The 22061-nt window shown below is 63.9% G+C and carries 11 protein-coding genes and 1 pseudogene; 5 read left to right on the forward strand and 7 right to left on the reverse strand.

Annotated features, from left to right (window positions below; all coding sequences use genetic code 11):
• The 3 genes and pseudogenes from A5634_RS13110 to A5634_RS13120 all read right to left on the reverse strand — a co-directional run.
• A pseudogene (locus A5634_RS13110) lies at positions 1-357 on the reverse strand (hypothetical protein); the annotation flags it as partial.
• A 101-nt stretch (positions 358-458) separates the two neighbouring features.
• Entirely contained in the window at positions 459-1895 is a 1437-nt protein-coding gene (locus tag A5634_RS13115; RefSeq protein ID WP_065144483.1) for an amino acid permease, read from the reverse strand.
• A gap of 79 nt (positions 1896-1974) precedes the next feature.
• A complete protein-coding gene (locus tag A5634_RS13120) occupies positions 1975-2925 on the reverse strand; it encodes an amidohydrolase family protein (RefSeq protein ID WP_065144484.1) in 951 nt (316 codons plus the stop codon).
• A gap of 109 nt (positions 2926-3034) precedes the next feature.
• On the opposite strand from A5634_RS13120, the gene A5634_RS29420 reads away from it, so the two are divergent.
• Positions 3035-4969 (forward strand): LysR substrate-binding domain-containing protein, encoded by a 1935-nt coding sequence (locus tag A5634_RS29420; RefSeq protein WP_172831692.1) that lies wholly within the window; start codon positions 3035-3037, stop codon positions 4967-4969.
• Here A5634_RS29420 and A5634_RS13130 read toward each other — a convergent pair.
• The 3 genes from A5634_RS13130 to A5634_RS13140 are packed head-to-tail and all read right to left on the reverse strand — an operon-like array spanning position 4947 to position 7006.
• Positions 4947-5612, reverse strand: coding sequence for an enoyl-CoA hydratase-related protein (locus A5634_RS13130; RefSeq protein WP_065144485.1), 666 nt, complete (start codon positions 5610-5612; stop codon positions 4947-4949). The genes A5634_RS29420 and A5634_RS13130 overlap by 23 nt on opposite strands.
• Positions 5609-6229, reverse strand: coding sequence for a TetR/AcrR family transcriptional regulator (locus tag A5634_RS13135; protein WP_065144494.1), 621 nt, complete (start codon positions 6227-6229; stop codon positions 5609-5611). The genes A5634_RS13130 and A5634_RS13135 overlap by 4 nt, the downstream gene beginning before the upstream one ends.
• Before the next feature lie 45 nt (positions 6230-6274).
• Positions 6275-7006, reverse strand: coding sequence for a YoaK family protein (locus A5634_RS13140; protein WP_253861588.1), 732 nt, complete (start codon positions 7004-7006; stop codon positions 6275-6277).
• Between the two features lie 331 nt (positions 7007-7337).
• Between A5634_RS13140 and dnaK the strand changes: the two genes are divergently transcribed.
• The 4 genes from dnaK to A5634_RS13160 are packed head-to-tail and all read left to right on the forward strand — an operon-like array spanning position 7338 to position 11451.
• Positions 7338-9203, forward strand: a complete 1866-nt coding sequence (gene dnaK / locus A5634_RS13145) for a molecular chaperone DnaK (RefSeq protein ID WP_065144486.1) — start codon at positions 7338-7340, stop codon at positions 9201-9203.
• On the forward strand, positions 9200-9853 hold the full coding sequence (grpE, locus tag A5634_RS13150; RefSeq protein ID WP_065144487.1) for a nucleotide exchange factor GrpE: 654 nt from the start codon (positions 9200-9202) through the stop codon (positions 9851-9853). Before dnaK ends, grpE begins: the two co-directional genes overlap by 4 nt.
• Before the next feature lie 39 nt (positions 9854-9892).
• Positions 9893-11062 (forward strand): molecular chaperone DnaJ, encoded by a 1170-nt coding sequence (gene dnaJ / locus A5634_RS13155; RefSeq protein WP_065144488.1) that lies wholly within the window; start codon positions 9893-9895, stop codon positions 11060-11062.
• The gene (locus A5634_RS13160) at positions 11062-11451 is read left to right on the forward strand and encodes a heat shock protein transcriptional repressor HspR (protein WP_065144489.1); all 390 of its coding nucleotides are present in this window, start codon (positions 11062-11064) and stop codon (positions 11449-11451) included. The genes dnaJ and A5634_RS13160 overlap by 1 nt, the downstream gene beginning before the upstream one ends.
• Before the next feature lie 16 nt (positions 11452-11467).
• On the opposite strand, the gene A5634_RS13165 is transcribed toward A5634_RS13160, so the two are convergent.
• The gene (locus tag A5634_RS13165; RefSeq protein WP_065144490.1) at positions 11468-21985 is read right to left on the reverse strand and encodes a PPE family protein; all 10518 of its coding nucleotides are present in this window, start codon (positions 21983-21985) and stop codon (positions 11468-11470) included.
• Between the last annotated feature and the right edge of the window lie 76 nt (positions 21986-22061).

The following is a 22061-nucleotide window of genomic DNA, read 5'->3' on the forward strand; positions in this document are numbered from 1 at the left end:
GTTGGTGTGCTCGCCGTCCTGAATCGGCGAATTGGTAAACGGTGCCTCGCAGCCCACGCTGTTCTTGTTGATCTGGCAGCGTGTCAGCCCGGACTTGGTTTCGATGAAGACGTAGCCGTTGTCGTCGGGTTTGAGCGGGATCGCGCCGGGCGTGGGATTAAGCGTCGACGGCGGCGGCGCCTCGGTGGGTGCCGACGGCGACGGCGGGGCAGCCGTGGGCCGCACTGACGGGAACGACGGCTCGGGGGGTCCGGCGCCCGGGGCGGCGATAGGTTTGCCATCCACATAAGTGCTGCACCCAGCAACGAGCACGGCTCCGGCCAGCAGGGCCCATCGTGCCTTCGGCAAAAACCGCACGTGCTACTCCCCGAATCTGCGATATCAGGAAGTCAGAGTAGCCAGGGGACCCGCAAGTTACTGCGGTGACGCGCTTTTGGAATGACGCCGATGACAAAGTGTTATTCGGCCGGCGCGGCTTCGTCGGCTTCCGCCACCTGGGCTGCAGCCAGACGCACCCGGTTACGAACCAAAAACCAGCCACCGATCAGGGCCGGGATGCCAATCGCCATCGCGGCCAGCATCCAGCGACCGTAGACCTCGTCGAACATCATCAGCACCAGCACGCCGGCCAGGAACACCAGCGTGACCCACCCGGTGTAGGGCGCCAACGGCATCCGGAAGGCCGGGCGTTCCAGCTGTCCGGTCTTGGTCAGCTGATGGAACCGCAGTTGGCACGCGACGATCGTCGCCCACGCCACGATGACCCCCGTCGCGGCGATGTGCAGGACGATCTCGAACGCCTGGCTGGGGGTGATGGCGTTGAGGACGATGCCGAACAACCCGATGCCGGCGGTGAGCAGGATCCCGCCGAATGGCACGCCGTTCTTCGACATCGGCGCGGTGAACTTCGGTCCGCTGCCGTTGATCGCCATCGAGCGCAGGATGCGTCCGGTGGAATACAGCCCGGCATTCAGGCTCGACAGCGCCGCGGTGAGCACCACCAGGTTCATCAGGCTGCCGCCGCCGGCAAAGCCGACCTTGGAAAAGAACGTCACGAACGGACTGACGTGGTCCTGGTAGGCGGTGTAGGGCAGCAGCAACGCAAGCAACACCGTCGACCCGATGTAGAAGACCGCGATGCGAAACACCACCGAGTTGATCGCCCGCGGCATGATCCGCTCCGGATCCGCGGTCTCGCCGGCCGCGATGCCGACCAATTCGATTGCGGCATAAGCGAACACAACTCCGGAGGTGACCAGCACCAAAGACAGCAAACCGGTTGGCAGCAATCCGCCGTGGTTGCTCCACAGCGACCATCCAGTTTCTTGACCTTCGACCTTGAACCGTCCGGCCAGGAACACGGTCCCGACGATCAGGAAGGTCACCAACGCCAGCACCTTGACCAGCGCCGCCCAGAATTCCAGCTCGCCGAACAGCTTGACCGAGATCAGGTTCATCGACAGCACCACCAGCAGTGCGATCAGCGCGAGCAGCCACTGCGGCACAACATGGAATGCCTGCCAGTAGTGGCAGTAGTGCGCGATGGCGGTGGTGTCGACGATGCCGGTCATGGCCCAGTTCAGAAAGTACATCCAGCCTGCAGCGAAAGCCACTTTCTCACCGAAGAATTCGCGCGCATAGGACACGAACGACCCCGACGACGGGCGGTGCAACACCAGCTCGCCGAGCGCGCGCAGAATCAGGAAAACGAAGACGCCACAGATTCCGTAGACGATGAACAACCCCGGCCCAGCCGAGGCGAGCCGTCCGCCGGCACCGAGGAACAGCCCGGTCCCGATCGCGCCGCCGAGGGCGATCATCTGCAGTTGCCGATTCTTGAGGGCCTTGTGATAACCCTCGTCTTCGCGGTCGAGCGCGCGTGCGGGCGGTTCCATCGAGTTCCTTATCGCCGAAGCTTGCGCGGGACGCCGCGAGACCGCTGCCAGGCTAACTCACGGCGGCCTCGATGACAGTTCATCTCCTGAGCAGTCGCTCTGCGTTGCGGTAACTGATGTCGGCCCGCTGCTGCCAGGTCAGTGGCAGATTGTCGAGAAACTCCCGCGCCGCCCGCATCGAGCCGAATGGGTAATCGGTGGAGAACGCGACGCGTTCGACGCCCACCTGCGCCACCAGGTTGGCGTAGGTCGCTTCGTCGTTGAAGTTGGCGAACGTGTAGTGCAGGTTTTCGCGCAGGTAGGCGCTGACGGGGCGACGCAGGCCGGTGAGTTCCGGTGTGAGGGTGTCATCGAAACGCGACACCATGAATGGAAGCGCCTCGCCCATGTGGCCGATGATCACCTGCAGATCCGGGTGGCGGTCGAACACGCCACCGAGGATCAGACGCAACACATGCGTGCCGGTATCGATGTGCCAGCCCCATCCGACCGTCGCCAGTGCGAACGTCACCTGCTCGGAGAATCCGGCATAACAGGATTCGACGACGGCCGGCGGCGGCATCGTGGGATGCAGGTAGATCGGGACCCGCAGCGCCTCGGCCACCGCGAGGATGGGCTCGAAATGCGGATCGTCGAGGTAGACGCCCCGGCAGTGGCCGTTGATATTGGCGCCCACAAAGCCGTCGGACCGTACCGCCCGTTCGAGTTCCGCGGCGGCAGCTTCAGGTTCGCTGGTCGGCAGCGCGGCGAAGCCGGACAACCGGTCCGGGTATTTCTGGACCGCCGTGGCGAGCGTGTCGTTGCAGTCGCGGGCAAGCCGTACCGACGCGGGCCCGTCGAGCTGCTCGGCCCCGGGTGCGGCCAGGGACAACACGGCCACGTCAATCCCGGCCTCGTCCATCGCGTCGATGCGCGCGTCTCCGAGCTCAGCCAACGCGTCGGCAATGCCTGGTCGCGACTTCAACCACACACCGGCGCCGTTGAGGAATTGTGTTGTGGCGTAATGCTCTTCGAGCGCAATGCAGCGCATCAGGTTTCCAGTGCTCGAGCGCTCACCGGGCCGAAAGTACGCCGCACGCCGCCATCACGGCCAGCGAAAGTTCTTGATAGCCCCCAGCACCATTACTGATAATGGCTGCGTGGAGCTTCGTCAGCTGGAGTATTTCCTTGCCGTCGCTGACAACCTCAGCTTCACTCGGGCCGCCAAACGGCTGCATGTCGTCCAGTCGGGAGTATCGGCGACCATCCGGGCGCTGGAACGTGAGCTCGGCGCCGAACTGTTCGTCCGCGGCCCCGCCGGGGTCCGGCTGACCCTGGCTGGGCAGGACTTGCGGCCGCACGCGCTGGCGACGATCGACGCCGCTCGCGCGGCCAAGGATGCCGTCAATGCCACCCGCGGCACTGTTCGGGGCACCGTCACGATCGGCATCTTGACCTCGATCAAGGTCATCGACCTACCCGCATTGTTGGCCGAGCTGCACACCCGTCACCCGCAAGTGCGGATCCAGCTGCGGGCCGCCCGAGCCGGGACCACCGGGTTGGCCCGCCAGCTACGCGACGGCGACCTGGAGATCGCGTTCCTGGTCTTCACCGGCCCGGTGCCGGCCGACCTGGATGCGCAGCTCGTCGCCGCTGTCCCGCTGCAACTGGTGGTGCCAGTCGATCATCCGCTGGCCGGCCGGGGCGAGGTGGAACTGGCCGAACTGGCCGGAATGTCATTCGTCGACGCGCCGCCGGGGTACGGCACCAGGATCGTCATCGACAAGGCGTTCTCCGCCGCCGGCGTCGAACGAACCGTCGCCATGGAGGTCGCCGACTTGGGCACCGCCGCGGCCTACATCCGAAACGGCCTGGGCATCGGCTTTCTGAGTTGGTCCATCCTCGACGACGTCGACGACGCGGGCCTGGTGACCGTTCCCGTCGCCGATCACCAACTCACCTGGCGGCTCTATGTCGCGACGTCGGCGACCCGCACGCCCACCGCGGCCATGCGGGCGCTGTTGTCGTTGATCGCAGAAAATGTCCCGGTTGCGCGGCCTGCGTTGCGCCGCAATGAAGTTCGGCAGCTCGGTCCGGTGGCAGGGACCGGCGCGACCGACGCCATACCCGGAATCGGCGCGGTGGACCTGGGCGAAGTGGTTGCGCTACCTAACGGGTCGTACGTGGCCGTGTTCGGAGATGCGTTCGGCGGGGACAAGGTTGGCAGCGACCCGCATTACCCGTCGGTGGCCGTGCCGGTGACCTTCGACCCCCTGGGCCGTCCGCAATTCGGCGCACCGCTGACCGGGCCTCGCGGCAGCCCGAACCCGTTATTCGTTGCGCCGCGTCAGGCCCGGGGTACGAACACGCTGCCCGCCGGGAGCATCGCGCTCGACGATCGGACCTACATGTTGGTGGTGGGCACCAACCACCTGCGTCCCGAGGGCGGTTCGTGGCTGGTCGAGGTCACCGACGACCCGGCCAGAGGTTGGCAGCCGGTCAGGGGGTCGTGGCGGCCGGGCGACTACGCCAACGGGGGCCAGTCGCAGCTCAGCGGATACCAGGGCGCGGACGGCCACGTCTACATCGTCGCGGACTCCTTCGACCGCTGCCGCGGTGTCACCTTGTACCGGGCCGAACCCGGCACGGTCGCCGACCGTTCCGCGTGGCGACCGTATGTGCGATCGCCGGACGGCGACGCTGGCTGGGGCAAGCCGGGACAAGAAGCGACGGTGCTCAGCGACACCAACTTTGGTGAACTCAGCTTCCGGGAGGTCGACGGCGCGGCCGTGCTGGCGGGGTTCAACGTCCGTGGCGGCCCGGACGGCGCGGTGGAGATACGGGTCGCCGACGATCCCACGACCATCTTCAGCGATGCCACCGTGACCGTTGTCATGCAGCAGAGCGACCCGAAAGCTCCGAACTTCGTGCCGCAGAACTACGGCGGGTACATCCTGCCCGGATCGACCCTGGAATACATGAATATCTTTGCCAGCCAATGGAATACCCTGGCAGGATCGGACGGGGTGCCGATCGGGGCGCCGTACAACACCCAGCTCGTCACGGCCAACGTCAGCCGTCGACGCTCCCGGTGAGCGCGGCGACGGCGGAACCGAACATGGTCTGTTTGATGGCGCCCAGCGTGCCGCGGTCCTTGCTCCCCAGCGGGCGAAGCAGTTCGGTTGCGGCGGCGGTCACTTCGCCCTCACCGGCGGTGGCATCGACTATTCCGAACCCGACGGCGTCGGTGCCGCCGAAGCGACGTCCGGTGGTCATCGACGCGACCGCGGCCTGCGGGGTGAGCTTGGCTTGGATGAGCGCGGCCATGCCGGGGGTGAATGGAATGTTGATGTCTGCCTCGGGAAAACAGAAGAAGCCGCGGTCGGCGCGCATCACCCGGAAGTCGTGCGCGACGGCCAGCATGGCGCCACCGCCGAACGCGTGGCCCACGATCGCGGCAGCGGTGGGCATCGGCAGGGTGAGCACGCGGGCCAGCAGTTCGTGGATCCGTCCGACGTAGGACTGCATCTGATCGCCGTGTGCGCCAAGCCAATCCAGATCCAAGCCGTTGCTGTAGAACTTGCCTGCCGCGGTGGTCACCAAGCCGTGCGCACCGCTGGCTTCGATGTCGTCGAGGTGGGTGTTGATGTCGTCGAGAAAGTCTGGGGAGAACCGGTTTTCGTCGTCTCCGAGGTCCAGGACGGCGATCTTCTCGTCGTAGGTCACGCTGATGGTCATACGGTGGTCCTTTCGGGTTGACGGGGCTCGAATTCGAGAACGGCATGTACCGCGGCGCGGAGTTGCTCGCGTGCCGTCTGGCTGCTTAGTCGGTCGCGCCGCAGCAGTATCGCTGTCGGCAGATCGACGATGCACATGGTGATCGTATCCACCGCCGCGGCGTCTTTGCGGTCCCAGACACTGCGTGCCAACCGGATCATTAACCCGATCAGCATCGCATCAAGATCCCTTATCTGCGAGACGATTTCGTCTGGCAGATCGGTGGCGAGCAGTTCGTCTCGGGGCATCGTGAGGAGCAGTCGGCAGGAGTCCGGGTATTGCTCGGCATAGGCTGCCGGCGCGTCGGCGGCAGCCGCCACCGCCGCTACGCCATCGCCACTGGACAGGGCTTGGTCAACCGAAGCCGTCTGTGCGTCGAGGAATCGGCGGCCTGCTCGGAGCCAGGCGTGCGCGAGCAGGCCCGCCCGGGAGCCGAAGTTGTGGTACAGGGCGCCATTGGACACGCCGACGGTCGCGCTGATCGCTCTGGTGGTCACCGCGGCAGGACCGGAGGCAACGGCCAGCGACTCCACCGCGTCGAGCACGATGTCGATGTCGTAGATCCGCGGACGAGGCACGGCCGTGAGCATAACAGAGCAATTGCTCTGTTATGGCTCCCCGCGTTATGCCGCGGCGGGGACCTCCACCGCCGCCGCAACCTCACCCTGGCTGCGCCGTTTGCGGCTGCGCGCCATGCCGACGGCGGCCAGCACCAGGCAGATTGTGGCCGGAACGATCAGGGCGTGCCCGCCGATTCGGGCTCCGGCCATCAGCCCGGCCACGGCACCGGTGAGGAACAGCAGCAGCGTCGCGCTGAGGATCGCTGCTTTCCACTTGTCGATGCCCTCTTGGCGGCTGCGGCCGAGCATGAGTCCGAGGTCGGTGACGGTCCCGGTGAAGTGCGTGGTGCGCACTGGCATGCCGCGGAAGCTCGAGGTCAGTCCGTTCTGCAAGCCCAGGGCCGCGGCGGCCAACAGGGCCTGCACGGCGGTCTCTTCGATACCCGATCCCAGAATCATGGACTTGATATCGGATTCTTCGATACCGGCGGCGGCCAGTAGCAGCAGCGTTGCCTGGATCGCCAGGACGGATGCGTGCCGAGAACCGATCGGGACCCGCTTGGACGCGAGCAGTGCGCCGGCGATGGTGGCTCCGATTAAAAACCCCAGCAAGATCGCCACGAGGACGTGGCTTTCATATCGCCACGGATGGGCTTGGTCCATTCCGATCTGGGTCGTGATGCCGGTGAGATTGCCCACCGGCACGGCCATGATCAGGATGGCGACCGCGTTCACCCACCCCGCGTTCAGCGCGAGGAGCGAGCTGTACCCGAGCATGCGGCTCTGCGAGGACATACCCCGCTTGCGTTCAGAACCGATCAATTGCATGGACTTCGCGACTCGCTTCCCCGTTTAGATTCTGGCAAGTCTAACGTCCGGATCACGAAATAAATTTCAGATTTTTCTCTTCATAGAAGGCGCATAGACGCCGAGGACCTGCCCCCTCGCGACGCCATGTGCACCCCCGGGAACAAACAGCGTGCAGGTGCCGTTAGCATGTTCAGCAAGTTGAGTGATGAACGCTCAAGTCTGGGTTGACAGGAATTGGTCGGCCGGAGCAGTCTTGAGCGGGGGTCACTCAGCATACTGCAGTAACAGAAGCTCTACACACTCAGGAGGAATCACTATGGCTCGTGCGGTCGGCATCGACCTCGGGACCACCAACTCCGTCGTCGCAGTTCTGGAGGGTGGCGACCCCGTCGTCGTCGCTAACTCCGAGGGCTCCAGGACGACTCCATCCGTCGTTGCGTTCGCGCGCAATGGCGAAGTGCTGGTTGGCCAGCCCGCCAAGAACCAGGCGGTGACCAACGTCGATCGCACTATCCGATCCGTCAAGCGCCACATGGGCACGGACTGGTCGGTGGACATCGACGGAAAGAAATACACCGCTCCGGAAATCAGCGCCCGGGTCCTGCAGAAGTTGAAGCGGGACGCCGAGGCCTACCTCGGTGAGGACATCACCGACGCGGTCATCACCGTGCCCGCCTACTTCAACGACGCCCAGCGTCAGGCCACCAAGGACGCCGGCCAGATCGCCGGCCTCAACGTGCTGCGGATCGTCAACGAGCCGACCGCGGCAGCTTTGGCCTACGGCTTGGACAAGGGCGAGAAGGAACAGACCATCCTGGTCTTCGACCTCGGCGGCGGCACGTTCGACGTCTCGTTGCTCGAGATCGGCGAGGGCGTGGTCGAGGTGCGTGCCACCAGCGGTGACAACCACCTCGGTGGCGACGACTGGGACGAGCGCGTTGTGCAGTGGCTGGTCGACAAGTTCAAAGGCACCAGCGGCATCGACCTGACCAAGGACAAGATGGCGATGCAGCGGCTGCGGGAAGCGGCCGAGAAGGCCAAGATCGAGTTGTCCTCGTCGGGCAGCACCTCGATCAACCTGCCCTACATCACCGTCGACGCCGACAAGAACCCGTTGTTCCTCGACGAGCAGCTGACCCGGGCCGAGTTCCAGCGCATCACCCAAGACCTGCTGGACCGCACCCGCAAGCCATTCCAGTCGGTCATCGCCGACGCCGGCATCTCGGTCAGCGACATCGACCACGTGGTGCTCGTCGGCGGCTCGACCCGGATGCCCGCGGTCACCGATCTGGTCAAGGAAATGACCGGTGGCAAGGAGCCCAACAAGGGCGTCAACCCCGATGAGGTTGTAGCGGTGGGCGCCGCCCTGCAGGCGGGCGTCCTCAAGGGCGAGGTGAAAGACGTTCTGCTGCTTGACGTTACGCCGCTGAGCCTAGGTATCGAGACCAAGGGCGGCGTGATGACCAAGCTCATCGAGCGCAACACCACCATCCCGACCAAGCGCTCGGAGACCTTCACCACGGCCGACGACAACCAGCCGTCGGTGCAGATCCAGGTCTTTCAGGGTGAGCGCGAGATCGCCTCGGCCAACAAGCTGCTCGGTAGCTTCGAGCTGACCGGCATCGCCCCGGCTCCGCGCGGTGTCCCGCAGATCGAGGTCACCTTCGACATCGACGCCAACGGCATCGTGCACGTCACGGCCAAGGACAAGGGCACCGGCAAGGAGAACACGATCCGCATCCAGGAGGGCTCCGGCATCTCCAAGGAAGACATCGACCGGATGATCAAGGATGCCGAGGCGCACGCCGATGAGGACCGCAAGCGTCGCGAAGAGGCCGACGTTCGCAACCAGGCCGAGACGCTGGTCTACCAGACGGAGAAATTCGTCAAAGAGCAACGTGAGGCCGAAGGTGGCTCAAAGGTTCCCGAGGACACGTTGAACAAGGTCGAGGCCGCGGTCAACGAGGCCAAGACGACCTTGGGCGGCGACGACATCGGCGCGATCAAGGCGGCCATGGAGAAGCTCGGTCAGGAATCCCAAGCTCTCGGGCAGGCGATCTACGAGGCCGCGCAAGCTGAGGGTGGCGCCCCCGGCGGTGCGCCGGGCGACTTTGATCAGTCCGGCTCGGCCGACGACGTCGTGGACGCGGAGGTGGTTGACGACGACCGGGAGTCCAAGTGACGAACGGAAATCAGAACCCAGAAGACCGTCAGCCAGAGCAGGTGACGGTCACCGACAAGCGGCGAATCGATCCCGAGACCGGAGAAGTACGGCACGCGTCTCCCGGCCCGGCCCCCCAGGGGTCGGCGCCGGGAGCGTTCGCCGGCGAATCGCCGGAGGAGGCTGACAAGGCCGCCGAACTGGTGCGCGACTTGCAGCGGGTCCAGGCCGACTTCGCCAACTACCGCAAGCGGGCGCTGCGCGATCAGCAGGCCGCCGCCGACCGGGCCAAAGCCGACGTCGTCGGCCAACTGCTAGGCGTACTCGACGACCTGGACCGGGCGCGCAAGCATGGCGACCTGGAGTCCGGGCCGCTGAGGTCGGTCGCGGACAAGCTGACCAATGCGCTCACCGGACTGGGGCTGAAGGCCTTCGGCGCCGAGGGCGAGGACTTCGACCCGGCGCTGCACGAGGCTGTGCAGCACGAGGGTGACGGTGGACCGGACTCCAAACCGGTCATCGGCACCGTCATGCGACAGGGCTACCAGTTGGGTGAGCAGGTGCTGCGGCACGCGATGGTCGGTGTGGTTGACACGACCATCGACGCGACCATTGTCACCGAAACCGGTGCGGGCGACACGAGCGATAACGCCGACGGCTCCGGTGATTAAGGCCCAGAATCAACGAGAAAGGTAAGGAGGTGACGCGGTATGGCTCAGCGTGAATGGGTCGAAAAGGACTTCTACAAGGAGTTGGGCGTTTCCTCTGATGCCGACGCCAAAGAGATCAAGACCGCCTACCGCAAGCTGGCGTCCGATCTGCACCCGGACAAAAACCCCTCCGGAGCCGAACGGTTCAAGGCGGTCTCCGAGGCGTACAGCGTGCTGTCCGACGAGGCCAAACGCAAAGAGTATGACGAAACCCGCCGGCTGTTCGCCGGCGGCGGCTTCGGTGGCCGGCGGTTCGACACGGGCGGGTTCGGTGGCTTCGGCGGCGGCGGTGACGGCGCCGAGTTCAACCTGAACGACCTGTTCGACGCCGCCGGCCGGTCCGGCGGCGCCAACATCGGCGACCTGTTCGGCGGCTTGTTCGGACGCGGTGGCAGCACCCGTCCCAGCCGGCCGCGCCGCGGCAACGACCTCGAGACCGAGACGGAACTGGATTTCGTCGAGGCCGCCAATGGGGTCGCCATGCCGCTGCGGCTGACCAGCCCGGCACCGTGCACCAACTGCCACGGCAGCGGTGCACGGCCGGGCACCAGCCCGAAGGTGTGCCCGAACTGCAACGGCGCGGGCGTGATCAACCGAAACCAGGGCGCGTTCGGTTTCTCCGAGCCCTGCACCGAATGCCGGGGCAGCGGCTCGATCATCGAGCACCCCTGCGAGGAGTGCAAAGGCACCGGCGTCACCACCCGCACCCGCACCATCAACGTCCGGATCCCACCGGGCGTCGAGGACGGGCAGCGAATCAGGTTGGCCGGGCAGGGAGAGGCCGGCTTGCGCGGCGCCCCGTCCGGGGACCTTTACGTGACCGTGCACGTGCGACCGGACAAGGTCTTCGGCCGTGACGGCGACGACCTGACCGTGACCGTGCCGGTCAGTTTCACCGAATTAGCTTTGGGCTCAACGCTTTCGGTGCCCACGCTGGACGGCAAGGTCGGCGTGCGGGTGCCGAAAGGCACCACGGACGGCCGCATCCTGCGGGTGCGCGGACGCGGGGTGCCCAAACGCAGCGGTGGTAGCGGCGACTTACTGGTCACCGTCAAGGTGGCAGTGCCGCCGAACCTTGAGGGCGCCGCCCAAGAGGCACTCGAAGCCTATGCGGCGGCCGAGCGGTCCAGTGGGTTCGACCCCAGGGCCGGATGGGCAGGTAATCGCTGATGGCTATGAGTCGCAAGAAGAGTGAGAACTCCCGAACGTTTTTGATCTCGGTGGCCGCCGAGCTGGCCGGCATGCATGCGCAGACCCTGCGCACCTACGACCGGCTCGGCCTGGTCAGCCCGCAGCGCACGGCAGGCGGCGGGCGCCGTTACTCCGAGCACGATGTGGACCTGCTGCGCGAGGTGCAGCGTCTCTCGCAGGACGAAGGCGTCAACCTCGCCGGCATCAAGCGCATCATCGAGTTGACCAATCAGGTGGACGCGCTGCAGTCGCGGCTGAAGGAGATGGCCGAAGAACTGGCGGTATTGCGCGCCAATCAGCGCCGTGAGGTGGCGGTGGTGCCCAAGAGCACCGCTCTGGTTGTGTGGCAACCGCGCAGAAATCGGTAGGTCTAGGACACCACCGCTACGGCGTGTTGTCGTTCAAGAAGCCGGACAGTTCGCTGCCGACGTTGCCGAACCCGGAGACGAACGCCTGGGTCATCATGTTCAGGATGCTGGTGTTGTAGAAGCCCGACATGAAGTTGCCCAGGTTTGCCCAGCCCGATTCCAGGCTGCCGACGTTCTGCAGACCCGACACATCTAGGCCGCCGGCGTTGAGCCAACCCGACATCTGGCGGGCGGCGTTCCCGAATCCCGACACGGCGCCGTCGGCCGCGTTGAAGAATCCCGACGCGCCGCCGGAGCCCGCGTTGAAGAAGCCCGACGAGAAGTTGGGGCCCGTGTTGAAGAATCCCGGGGTCGCCTGCCAGTCGACGCCGAAGGTGAACGGCCCCAGCGTTCCGTTGCCGACCATGTCGATCGGGTTGGAAAGGTTGAACACGATCGGGGTCACCGGGTTCAGCACGGCCGGTTCGATCGTGAACGGGCCGAGAGTTTCGGTGGTGATCGGGATCGCCGGCAAGGTGCCGCTCAGCACACAGCCCACGAACGGGATGTAGATGATGCAGATCGTGACCTCCAGGCTGATCGGGATCTGGAACTGGGAGATCGTGAACATGTCCTGGGTGACGGCGTTGATGGTTCCCGTGATCGGAATTTCGATGTCGCCGGCGAGGCTGTAGTCCCACGGGATCGGCGGGATCGTGGTCTCGTAGTGGAATGCGGCCAAGCCCTGGAAGTCGCCGCGCCAGAAGAAGCCGTTGTTGTAATTGCCGCCGTTGAACCCGCCGGTGTTGAAGTCGCCGTAGTTCCCGATGCCGGTGTTGGAGTCGCCCGAGTTGATCCAACCGGTGTTGTAGTTGCCCGGGTTGAAGCCACCGGTGTTGTAGTTGCCCGGGTTGAAGTTGCCGGTGTTGACATTGCCGGAGTTGCCGAAGCCGGTGTTGAAGTTGCCGGAGTTGCCGAAGCCGGTGTTGACCAGGCCGGTGTTGAAGAAGCCCGAGTTGACCTCGCCGGCGTTGCCGATGCCGGTGTTGAATCGGCCGGAGTTTCCGATGCCCCAGTTGCCGTCCCCGGAGTTGAAGAACCCGACGTTGTTGTTGCCGGAGTTGAACAGGCCGAAGTTTCCGGTGCCGGAGTTGAACTTGCCGAATCCGGTCTGGGCGTTGCCGGTAAGGCCGATGCCGATGTTGCCGTCGCCGGTGTTGCCGAAGCCGATGTTGTTGTTGCCGGTGTTGCCGAAGCCGATGTTGAAGCTGCCGGTGTTGCCGATCCCGAAGTTGTTCAAAGCCGCTGTGAGCGCCGGACCGGAGTTGCCGAAACCGATGTTTCCGCCGCCGATGTTGGCCGGACCGAAGTTGTAGTCACCGATGTTGGCCCAACCGACGTTGAAGCTGCCGATGTTGGCACCGCCCAGGTTGAAGCTGCCGATGTTGGCGCTGCCCAGGTTGTAGCCGCCCAGGTTCGCGTTGCCGAAGTTGAGGAAGCCGCTGTTGGCCAGACCCAGGCCGAGGTTGTTCTGGTTGAGGCCTTCGCGGAAGATGCCGGCCAGGTCAACGCCGATGTTCTGCAGGCCCGAGACGTTGGCCGGTACGCCGCCGCCGGTGTTGAGCCACCCGGAGATGGTGTTGCCGAGGTTGGAGAAGCCGGATTGCAGAGCTCCGTAGTTCTGGAAGCCCGAGTTGCCGATGATGTCGGTGGCGACGTTGAAGAAGCCGGAGTTGTTGCCGAAGTTCAGGAAACCGGATGCACTGTTGGCACCCGAGTTCATGAAGCCCGACGAGAAACCGGCCGTGGAGTTGAAGAAGCCCGGGGTCGGCTTGAGGTCCAGCAGCGGGATGAAGGCAGGTCCGCCGCCGGCCAGACCCAGGAGGTGGATGATGGTCGGGTTCAGCGGGTCGGGGCTGCCGATGTGGATGTCGATGTTGGGCGCTGGGCCGAAGTTGATCGTGATCGGGGTGTTCGAAGGCGCGCTCGCGTTGCCGCCGTGGATGGTGATCGGGCCGAACGGGGCGATGACCGTGCCAGACAGGATGGCCAGGTCGAGCGTTCCTCGGGCGTCGAACCGGGGGATGGTGAAGGCCGGAACGCTGACGCTGGTGATGGTGCCGGTGATCGGGATGTGGATCGGCACGTCGACGGTGAGGAACGCGGGAACACGCTCGACCTTGATGGTGTAGTTGGCCGCCATCAGGCCCTGCATGTCGTCGCGCCAGAAGAAGCCGTTGTTGCCGGTGCCGGTCATGAAGCCGCCGGTGCCGAAATCGCCGGCGTTGGCTACGCCGGTGTTGTAGTTGCCGGTGTTGTAGCTCCCCGTGTTGTAGTCGCCGGTGTTGCTCGAGCCGGTGTTGAAGCTGCCGATGTTGAACATGCCGGTGTTGTAGTTGCCCGGGTTGGCGATGCCGGAGTTGAACATGCCGCTGTTGAACAGGCCGGTGTTGGAAGTGCCGGAGTTGCCGATACCGGTGTTGTTGTTGCCGGTGTTGCCGATGCCCCAGTTGCCGTCGCCCGAGTTGCCGAAACCGACGTTGCCGGTGCCGGAGTTGAACAGGCCGATGTTGAAGTTGCCGGAGTTGGTGCCACCGATACCGATCTGGTTGTTGCCCGACAACCCGATGCCCAGGCCGCCGGTGCCCATGTTGCCGATGCCGAGGTTGCCGTTGCCGGAGTTGAAGAAACCGGTGTTGCCCGAGCCGGAGTTGAACATGCCGGTGTTGCCGGTGCCGGAGTTGAAGAATCCGGTGTTGCCGGCGCCCGAGGCCAACGAGCCGAACCCGCTTCGGCCGTCGCCGGTGAGCCCGATGCCGACGTTGTTGTCGCCGGTGTTGAAGAAGCCGATGTTGTTGTTGCCGGTGTTGGCAAATCCCTGGTTGAGGTTGCCGGCATTGGCCAGGCCCCAGTTGCCGTTGCCAGCGTTGAACAGGCCCATGTTGTCCGCGCCGAAGTTCAGTGGGCCGAGCCCGATTTGGTTGTCTCCGGTGAGGCCGATGCCGATGTTGTTGTTGCCGGTGTTGCCGAAGCCGAAGTTGCCGTCGCCGGTGTTGCCGATGCCGAAGTTGTGGTTGCCGGTGTTGCCGAAGCCAATGTTGTTCAGCGCCTCGGTGAAGCCGGGGCCGGCGTTGCCGAAGCCGAAGTTGCCGCTGCCGATGTTGCCGAAGCCGAAGTTGCTGCTGCCGACGTTGCCGAAGCCGAAGTTCTGGCTGCCCAGGTTGCCGCTGCCCAGGTTGAAGTCACCGATGTTGCCGAAGCCCAGGTTCAGCTTGCCGATGTCGCCGAGGCCCAGGTTCGCAATGGTGTCGGTCGGGCTGCTGAACAGTCCGGCCAGGTCGGCGCCGAAGTTGTTCAACCCGGAGATGTGCGCCGGGGTGGCGAAGGTGGCCGCGCTGGTGTTGTACAGACCGGAAACCGTGTTGCCCAGGTTGGCAAAGCCCGACGACAGGGTGCCGAAGTTCTGCCAACCCGAAACCGAGGTGCTGGTGCCGTTGAAGAAGCCGGACACGGTCGCGCCCATGTTGCCCCAGCCGGACATGGTGCCGGTGCCGCTGTTGAAGAAACCTGACGACGGGGTAGTGGTGGTGTTGCCGAACCCGGGCGCGGCCGGGATGTCGAGCAGCACAACGCGGATGGGTCCCAGGTTGCTGCGGATCTGGATGGGTACGACGGTTGAACCATCCGGTTTGCCGATGTCGATGTTGATCTTGGGCAGGGTGCCGGTGAGGCTCGGGATCTGGATGGGCCCGATGTTGAAGTTGGTGATGGCGATCGCGTTGATGGTGAGCCGCGGGAAGGTGAAGCCGTTGACCAGCAGCGTCCCCAAATCGACGTTGATCGGCAGGTGGATCGGGATGGCGATGTCCATGTTCAGGACGGGGAACTCCGGGATGTTGATCTCCTGGTGCGTGCCCCACAGTCCCTGGTAGTCGCCGCGCCACAGCATGCCGTTGCTGTAGTTGCCGCCGTTGAGGAAGCCGGTGTTGACGTTGCCGGTGTTGCCGAAGCCGGTGTTGAAGTCGCCGGAGTTGAAGCTGCCGGTGTTGTAGTTGCCGGTGTTGAAGTCGCCGGTGTTGAAGTCGCCGGTGTTGAAGTTGCCGGTGTTGTAGTCGCCCGGGTTCGACATGCCGGTGTTGGTGGTGCCGGTGTTGAACAGGCCGGTGTTGTAGGTGCCGGCGTTGGCGATGCCGGTGTTGAGCGTGCCCGGGTTCCACATGCCATAGTTGCCGACGCCGGCGTTGGCGATGCCGGTGTTGCCGGTGCCCGAGTTGCCGATGCCGTAGTTGCCGGTGCCGGAGTTGAAGAAACCGATGTTGTTGGTGCCCGAGTTGAACAACCCGACGTTGCCACTGCCGGAGTTCAGGGCACCGAAACCGTACTGGCCGTCGCCGGTGAGCCCGAAGCCGATGTTGTTGTTGCCGGTGTTGCCGAAGCCGATGTTGCCGACACCGTTGTTGCCGAAGCCCTGGTTGTTGATGCCCAGGTTGCCCAGGCCGATGTTGAAGTCGCCGAGGTTGCCCCAGCCGATGTTGTTGTTGCCCAGGTTTCCGTCGAAGTAGTTGTTGTTGCCGATGTTGCCGAGCCCGAAGTTGTTGTCACCGACGTTGCCGAAGCCGAAGTTGTTGTTGCCGACGTTGCCGCCGCCGACGTTGCCGAAGCCCAGGTTCGCCGACCCGACGTTGCTGAGCGGGTTGTTGTTGAGGAAGCCGGCGATGTTGTCGCCGATGTTTTCGAAGCCGGAAATGTTGGCCGGGGTCGCGAGGTTCAACGTGCTGGTGTTGAAGGCGCCCGAAATCGTGTTGCCGAAGTTCGATACGCCGGACAGGATGTCGCCGAAGTTCTTGAAACCCGAGATCCCGGACATGCCGGCGGTCGCGTTGAAGAATCCCGAGACGTTGCCCCCGAGGTTGCCGAAGCCCGACGCGATGCCGTCGCCGGTGTTGAAGAAGCCCGATGACGGAGACGTGGTGAAGTTCATGAAGCCCGGCCGTACCGGAATGTTGACCAGCGGAACCTTGATGGGCAGCAGGCTGCCGTTGCCCTCGACGAGGATGATCGGGTCTGGGGACTTGCCGATGTTGACGGTGATCGCGGGCAGGCCGAGGACGATGTTCGGGATGTTGAACGAGTTGACGGTGATCAGTCGTGCGGTGACGAACTGGAAGAACGTCGCGTCGACGGTGACCGAGGGGATGGTGAACCCGCGCACCGTGAGGATGCCGAGGGTGCCGGTGATCGGGATGTCGACGTGGACCGGAACCTGGAACTTCACCGGGATCGCGGTGTCCGGGATGATGCTGGTGTAGCTGACGCCGAACAGGCCCTGGTAGTCGCCGCGCCAGAACATCCCGTTGTTGTAGCTGCCGAGGTTAAAGGCGCCGGTGTTGACGTCGCCGCCGTTGGCGAAGCCGGTGTTGTAGTTGCCGGTGTTGGCGAAGCCGGTGTTGTAGTCGCCGGTGTTGAAGCCGAAGGTGTTGAAGTTGCCGGCGTTGAAGCTGCCGGAGTTTGCGATGCCGCTGTTGCCCATGCCGGTGTTGACGTTGCCGGGGTTGAACAAGCCGGTGTTGAAGTTGCCGGCGTTGAAGAAGCCGGTGTTGATCTGGCCGGTGTTGCCGATACCCCAGTTGCCGGTGCCGGAGTTGCCGATGCCGATGTTGTCGCTACCGGAGTTGAAGAAGCCGCTGTTGTTGGTGCCGGAGTTGAACAGGCCGTTATTTCCGGTGCCCGAGTTCCAGCCGCCGAAGCCCTGCTGGCCGTTGCCGGTGTGCCCGATGCCGACGTTGTTGTCGCCGGTGTTCGCCAGGCCGTTGTTGTTGTTGCCGGTGTTGCCCCAGCCCTGGTTGAAGTCGCCGAAGTTGCCGAAGCCGACGTTGAAGCTGCCCAGGTTGCCCCAGCCGTTGTTCTGGTTGCCCAGGTTGCCGAGGCCGATGTTGGTGTCGCCGAAGTTGCCGAAGCCGAAGTTGTTCAGGCCGTTGTTGCCGAAGCCGATGTTGTTGTTGCCGACGTTGCCGAACCCGATGTTGTTTTCGCCGACGTTGCCGAACCCGATGTTGTTCACGCCGACGTTGCCCAGACCGACGTTGAACGTCGACGTGCCCGGCGGCGGCACCTGGTTGAAGAAGGCGCCGGCGAGGTTGCTGCCCATGTTGGCGAGGCCAGAGACGTTGGCGGGCACCGCGATTCCGGTGTTCAGGAATCCCGACATGGTGTCGCCCAGGTTGGACATGCCCGAGAGCAGCGAACCGTAGTTCTTGAAGCCGGACGTTCCGTTGAGGCCGAAGTTCTGCAATCCCGAGATGTTGGAACCGATGTTGGAGATGCCCGACAGGGTGCCGCCCAGGCTGGTGTTGAAGAAGCCCGATGCGTTCGGGGTGTTGTTGAAGAAACCGGTGTTGGCTGGGTAGTGGGCCAGAGTCCAGTCCACCGGCCCGATGGTGGCGGTGGCCGGGATGAAGATCTTCGTCGTGCCGTCCAGTTTGCCGATATTGAAATTGACCGAGGGGCCGGTGATCGTGATCGGCGGAATGGCCAGGGCGTTGATCTTGCCGGTGGCAAGCGGTATCGGACCGAGGCTGATGCCCAGACCGAAGTTGACATCGGTCATCTGGATGCCGCTGAACACGGTGTTGGTGAAGCCGGCCGTGATCGGGATGTTGATCGGAGCCTCGATCGTGACGTGCGCGGGGATCTCTGGGACGTGGATTGCATAGCCGGCGCTCCACAGCCCCTGCAGGTCGCCGCGCCAGAACGTGCCATTGCTCATGTTGCCGCTGGAGAACGCGCCGGTATTGATGTTTCCGGAGTTGCTGAAGCCGGTGTTGTAGTTGCCGCTGTTGTACCAACCGGTGTTGAAGTCACCTCGGTTGGCAACGCCGGTGTTGGTGTTGCCGAAGTTGTACAGGCCGGTGTTGTAGTTGCCGATATTGGCGATGCCGGTGTTGACCAAGCCGGCGTTGTACAGCCCGGTATTGGTGTTGCCAGCGTTGCCGATGCCGGTGTTGTAGTTGCCCGAGTTGCCGATACCCCAGTTGCCGTTGCCGGAGTTGCCGATGCCGACGTTGTAGGTGCCGGAGTTGCCGAAACCGATGTTGCCGATTCCGGAGTTGAGGTCGCCGATTCCCTGCAGATTGTCGCCGGTCAGACCGATGCCGAAGTTGTTGTTGCCGGTGTTTCCGAAGCCGATGTTGAAGCTGCCGCTGTTGCCGAAGCCGAAGTTGCTGCTGCCAAGGTTGCCGAAGCCGATGTTGTAGCTGCCGTCGGTCAAACCCGGACCGGCGTTGCCGAAGCCGAAGTTCCCGTCGCCGATGTTGCCGGACCCGAAGTTAAAGCCACCGATGTTGCCGGAGCCGAAGTTCGAGCTGCCCCAGTTGCCGCTACCGATGTTCAGGCCGCCGACGTTGCCGCTGCCGAAGTTATTTTCGCCGAAGTTGTTGAAGCCCAAGTTGGGCATCGGACCGCTCGGGGTGTTGAACACTCCGCTCATGTTCACGCCGAGGTTGCTCAGACCCGAAATATGGGCCGGCGTCGCCGCGCTCACGATGCTGGTGTTGTAGAAGCCGGAGATGGTGTTGCCCAGGTTGGACATGCCCGAGAGCATCGAACCGTAGTTCTGAACGCCGGAAACTCCCAGCGCGTTCACACCGGCATTCAACACGCCCGACATGCCGCCGCCGATGTTCTGCCAACCCGATGACCCGCCGGCGCCGCTGTTAAAAAAACCCGATGAAGGGTTGGCGCTGGTGTTTCCGATACCCGGCGCGGCCGGGATGTCGAGGAAGGTGATGGTGCGGCTCTCGAGGGCGCCGGTGATGCTGATCGGGATGGTGACCGTGGGTCCGCCGATGCTCAGCGTTACCAGCGGGGCGGTGATAAAGGATGCACCGAGATTGATCGGACCGAAGTAGAAGAGTCCCTGCGGCGCGAGTATCGGCACCGGCAGGTACCAGGTCTGCGGGAATACCGAACCGGCCTGGGTTACCGGTATGACCATGCCGCCAAGCGGCATCACCATATTCACCGGGAAGACCATTGACTGGTCGATCGGTATGTACGGAGTGGTGTAGGCCAGATGAATGGAGAATTGGCCCTGGTTATCAAGGCTTTCGGAGAAGCCGTTGTTGAAATTACCGCTGTTGAGGACACCGGTGTTGACATTTCCGGTGTTCAGGAGTCCGGTGTTGGTATCGCCGGGGTTGAAGCTGCCGGTATTGACGTTGCCGACGTTGAAGTCGCCGCTGTTGGTGTTGCCGACATTGAACGAACCGGTGTTGAAGTTGCCGGGGTTGAAGAATCCTGAGTTGTAACTGCCGGCATTGCCGATTCCCGTGTTGTAGGTTCCGACGTTGGATAAACCGGTGTTTGCCGTGCCCGGGTTCTCGAAGCCCCAGTTGCCGATGCCGGCATTGTTGAAGCCGGTGTTGCCGCTACCGGCGTTTCCGATGCCGAAGTTTCCGGTGCCCGAGTTGAAGAACCCGACGTTGTTGGTGCCGGAGTTGAACAGGCCGACGTTGCCGATACCCGAGTTCAGGCCACCGATCCCGAACTGTCCGTCGCCGGTGAGGCCGATGCCGAAGCTGTTGTTGCCGGTGTTGCCGAAGCCGACGTTGTTGTTACCGGAGTTTGCAAAACCCTGATTAGAGTTGCCGGCATTGCTGTAGCCGATATTGTAATTGCCGAGGTTGCCGAACCCGAAGTTACTTAGCCCCGAGTTGCCGGCGCCGATATTCAGCAGGCCGATATTCGCATTACCGATATTTTGGTCACCGAGATTTCCGAAACCGAAGTTCACATTGCCGATATTGCTGAAGCCGTAATTGCCGTTGCCGAGGTTGGCGAGTCCATAGTTCCCGTCGCCGAAGTTACCGATACCCCAGTTTCCGTTGCCGACGTTTCCGATACCGACGTTATTGCGGCCGATGTTCGCCAGGCCGGTGTTACTGCCCGTTGAGGGGCCGCCGAAGAATCCGGATATGTTGTTGCCGTTGTTGAAAAACCCGGAGATGAATGCCGGCGTCGTAATGGGTACCAACGCAGTGTTGTACAAACCGGACACGGTGTTGCCGGTGTTGATGTAACCGGACATGAACGCGCCGGTGTTGGCGATACCCGATGCGCCGACGACATCCAGGGAGGTGTTGAAGAACCCGGAGTTGTTGATCCCGGAGTTGTAGATACCCGAGGAACTGCCTTGGCCGCTGTTGAAGAAACCGGATGACGGGACGGTGGTCGAGTTGAAGAACCCGGGCCCGCCGGTGAGGAACTGGCCTTGGTTGTCGCCACGCCACAGGAACCCGTTGTTGTAGTCGCCGGTGTTGAAGGCGCCAGTGTTGACGTTGCCGGGGTTGGCGATACCGGTGTTGTAGTTACCGGTGTTGAAGAAGCCGGTGTTGTAGAGGCCCTGGTTGAAGCCGCCGGTGTTGCTGTTGCCGGGGTTGAAGAGGCCGGTGTTGTAGTTACCGCTGTTGCCCCAACCGGTGTTGGCGATGCCGCTGTTGAAGAAGCCGGTGTTGGCGTCGCCGGAGTTCCCGATGCCGGTGTTGTAGCTGTTGCCCGAGTTGCCGATGCCGAAGTTTCCGGTGCCCGAGTTGCCGATGCCGATGTTGTTGGTCCCGGAATTGAACAGACCGATGTTGCCGGTTCCGGAATTGAGTCCGCCGAAGCCGGACAGCCCGTTGCCGGCCAGGCCGATGCCCTGGTTGCCGTCGCCGGTGTTGCCGAAGCCGATGTTGTTGTTGCCGGTGTTGCCGAAGCCGATGTTGTTGTTGCCGGTATTGCCGAAGCCGAAGTTGTTCAGCGCGGCCGTGAGTCCCGGGCCCACGTTCCCGAAGCCGATGTTGTTGCTGCCGATGTTGCCGCTACCGAAGTTGTTGTTGCCCTTGTTCGCAGAGCCGAAGTTCAGGTCGCCGATGTTGCCCATACCGGTGTTGCCCACGCCGACGTTGGCCAGGCCGACGTTGGTGAACAGCCGGCTGCCGGCGGCCGCGACTGCGTCGAGGGTGGGAAGCGAGGCCGGCGGATAGATGCCGAGCAGTTCCTGCAGCCCCCCGGGGAACGGGTTCAACCCCGCGGCTGCCGCCGCGGCGCCGGTGTAGTAGTTGAACATCGCGACCACGTCCTGGGCCCACATCTGTTCGTAGACGGCTTCGGCGGCGGCGATCGCGGGCGCATTCTGACCCAGCAGGTTGGAGAGCACCAGTGACACGAACTGATTGCGGTTGGCCGAGATGATCAGCGGGTGGACGGTCGAGGACACGGCTGCTTCGAACGCCGCGGCGGCGACCCGGGCCTGCGCCCCCGCCTGTTCGGCTTGGGTGGCCGCGGTGCTCAACCAGCCCAGATAGGGAGCCGCGGCGCTTGCCATGGCCACTGCCGAGGCGCCCTGCCACGACGAACCCACCAGTCCAGAGGTCAGCGAAGAGAACGAGGACGCGGCCATGCCCAGTTCGGCCGCCAGTCCCTCCCAGGCCGTCGCCGCCTGCAGTATCGGTTCCAGCCCCGCACCGAAGAGCAGCCGCGCCGAATTGATCTCGGGGGGGAGCACCGCGAAACTCATTACCTGTCCCTAACCGGAACCGTAGACCGCCACCGAGGCGCCGGTCGGGTGCCATCACCTAGTCGGGCACGCGTAC

The organism is Mycobacterium asiaticum, from assembly GCF_001673365.1.
Taxonomy (GTDB): Bacteria; Actinomycetota; Actinomycetes; order Mycobacteriales; family Mycobacteriaceae; genus Mycobacterium; species Mycobacterium asiaticum_A.

Bases quoted from the DNA above. Each gene is read 5' to 3' on its own strand.
- A5634_RS13115 (WP_065144483.1), bottom strand. From the start codon at position 1,895: ATGGAACCGCCCGCACGCGCGCTCGACCGCGAAGACGAGGGTTATCAC.
- A5634_RS13120 (WP_065144484.1), bottom strand. From the start codon at position 2,925: ATGCGCTGCATTGCGCTCGAAGAGCATTACGCCACAACACAATTCCTC.
- A5634_RS13130 (WP_065144485.1), bottom strand. From the start codon at position 5,612: ATGACCATCAGCGTGACCTACGACGAGAAGATCGCCGTCCTGGACCTC.
- A5634_RS13140 (WP_253861588.1), bottom strand. From the start codon at position 7,006: ATGTCCTCGCAGAGCCGCATGCTCGGGTACAGCTCGCTCCTCGCGCTG.
- dnaK (WP_065144486.1), top strand. From the start codon at position 7,338: ATGGCTCGTGCGGTCGGCATCGACCTCGGGACCACCAACTCCGTCGTC.
- dnaJ (WP_065144488.1), top strand. From the start codon at position 9,893: ATGGCTCAGCGTGAATGGGTCGAAAAGGACTTCTACAAGGAGTTGGGC.
- A5634_RS13160 (WP_065144489.1), top strand. From the start codon at position 11,062: ATGGCTATGAGTCGCAAGAAGAGTGAGAACTCCCGAACGTTTTTGATC.
- A5634_RS13165 (WP_065144490.1), bottom strand. From the start codon at position 21,985: ATGAGTTTCGCGGTGCTCCCCCCCGAGATCAATTCGGCGCGGCTGCTC.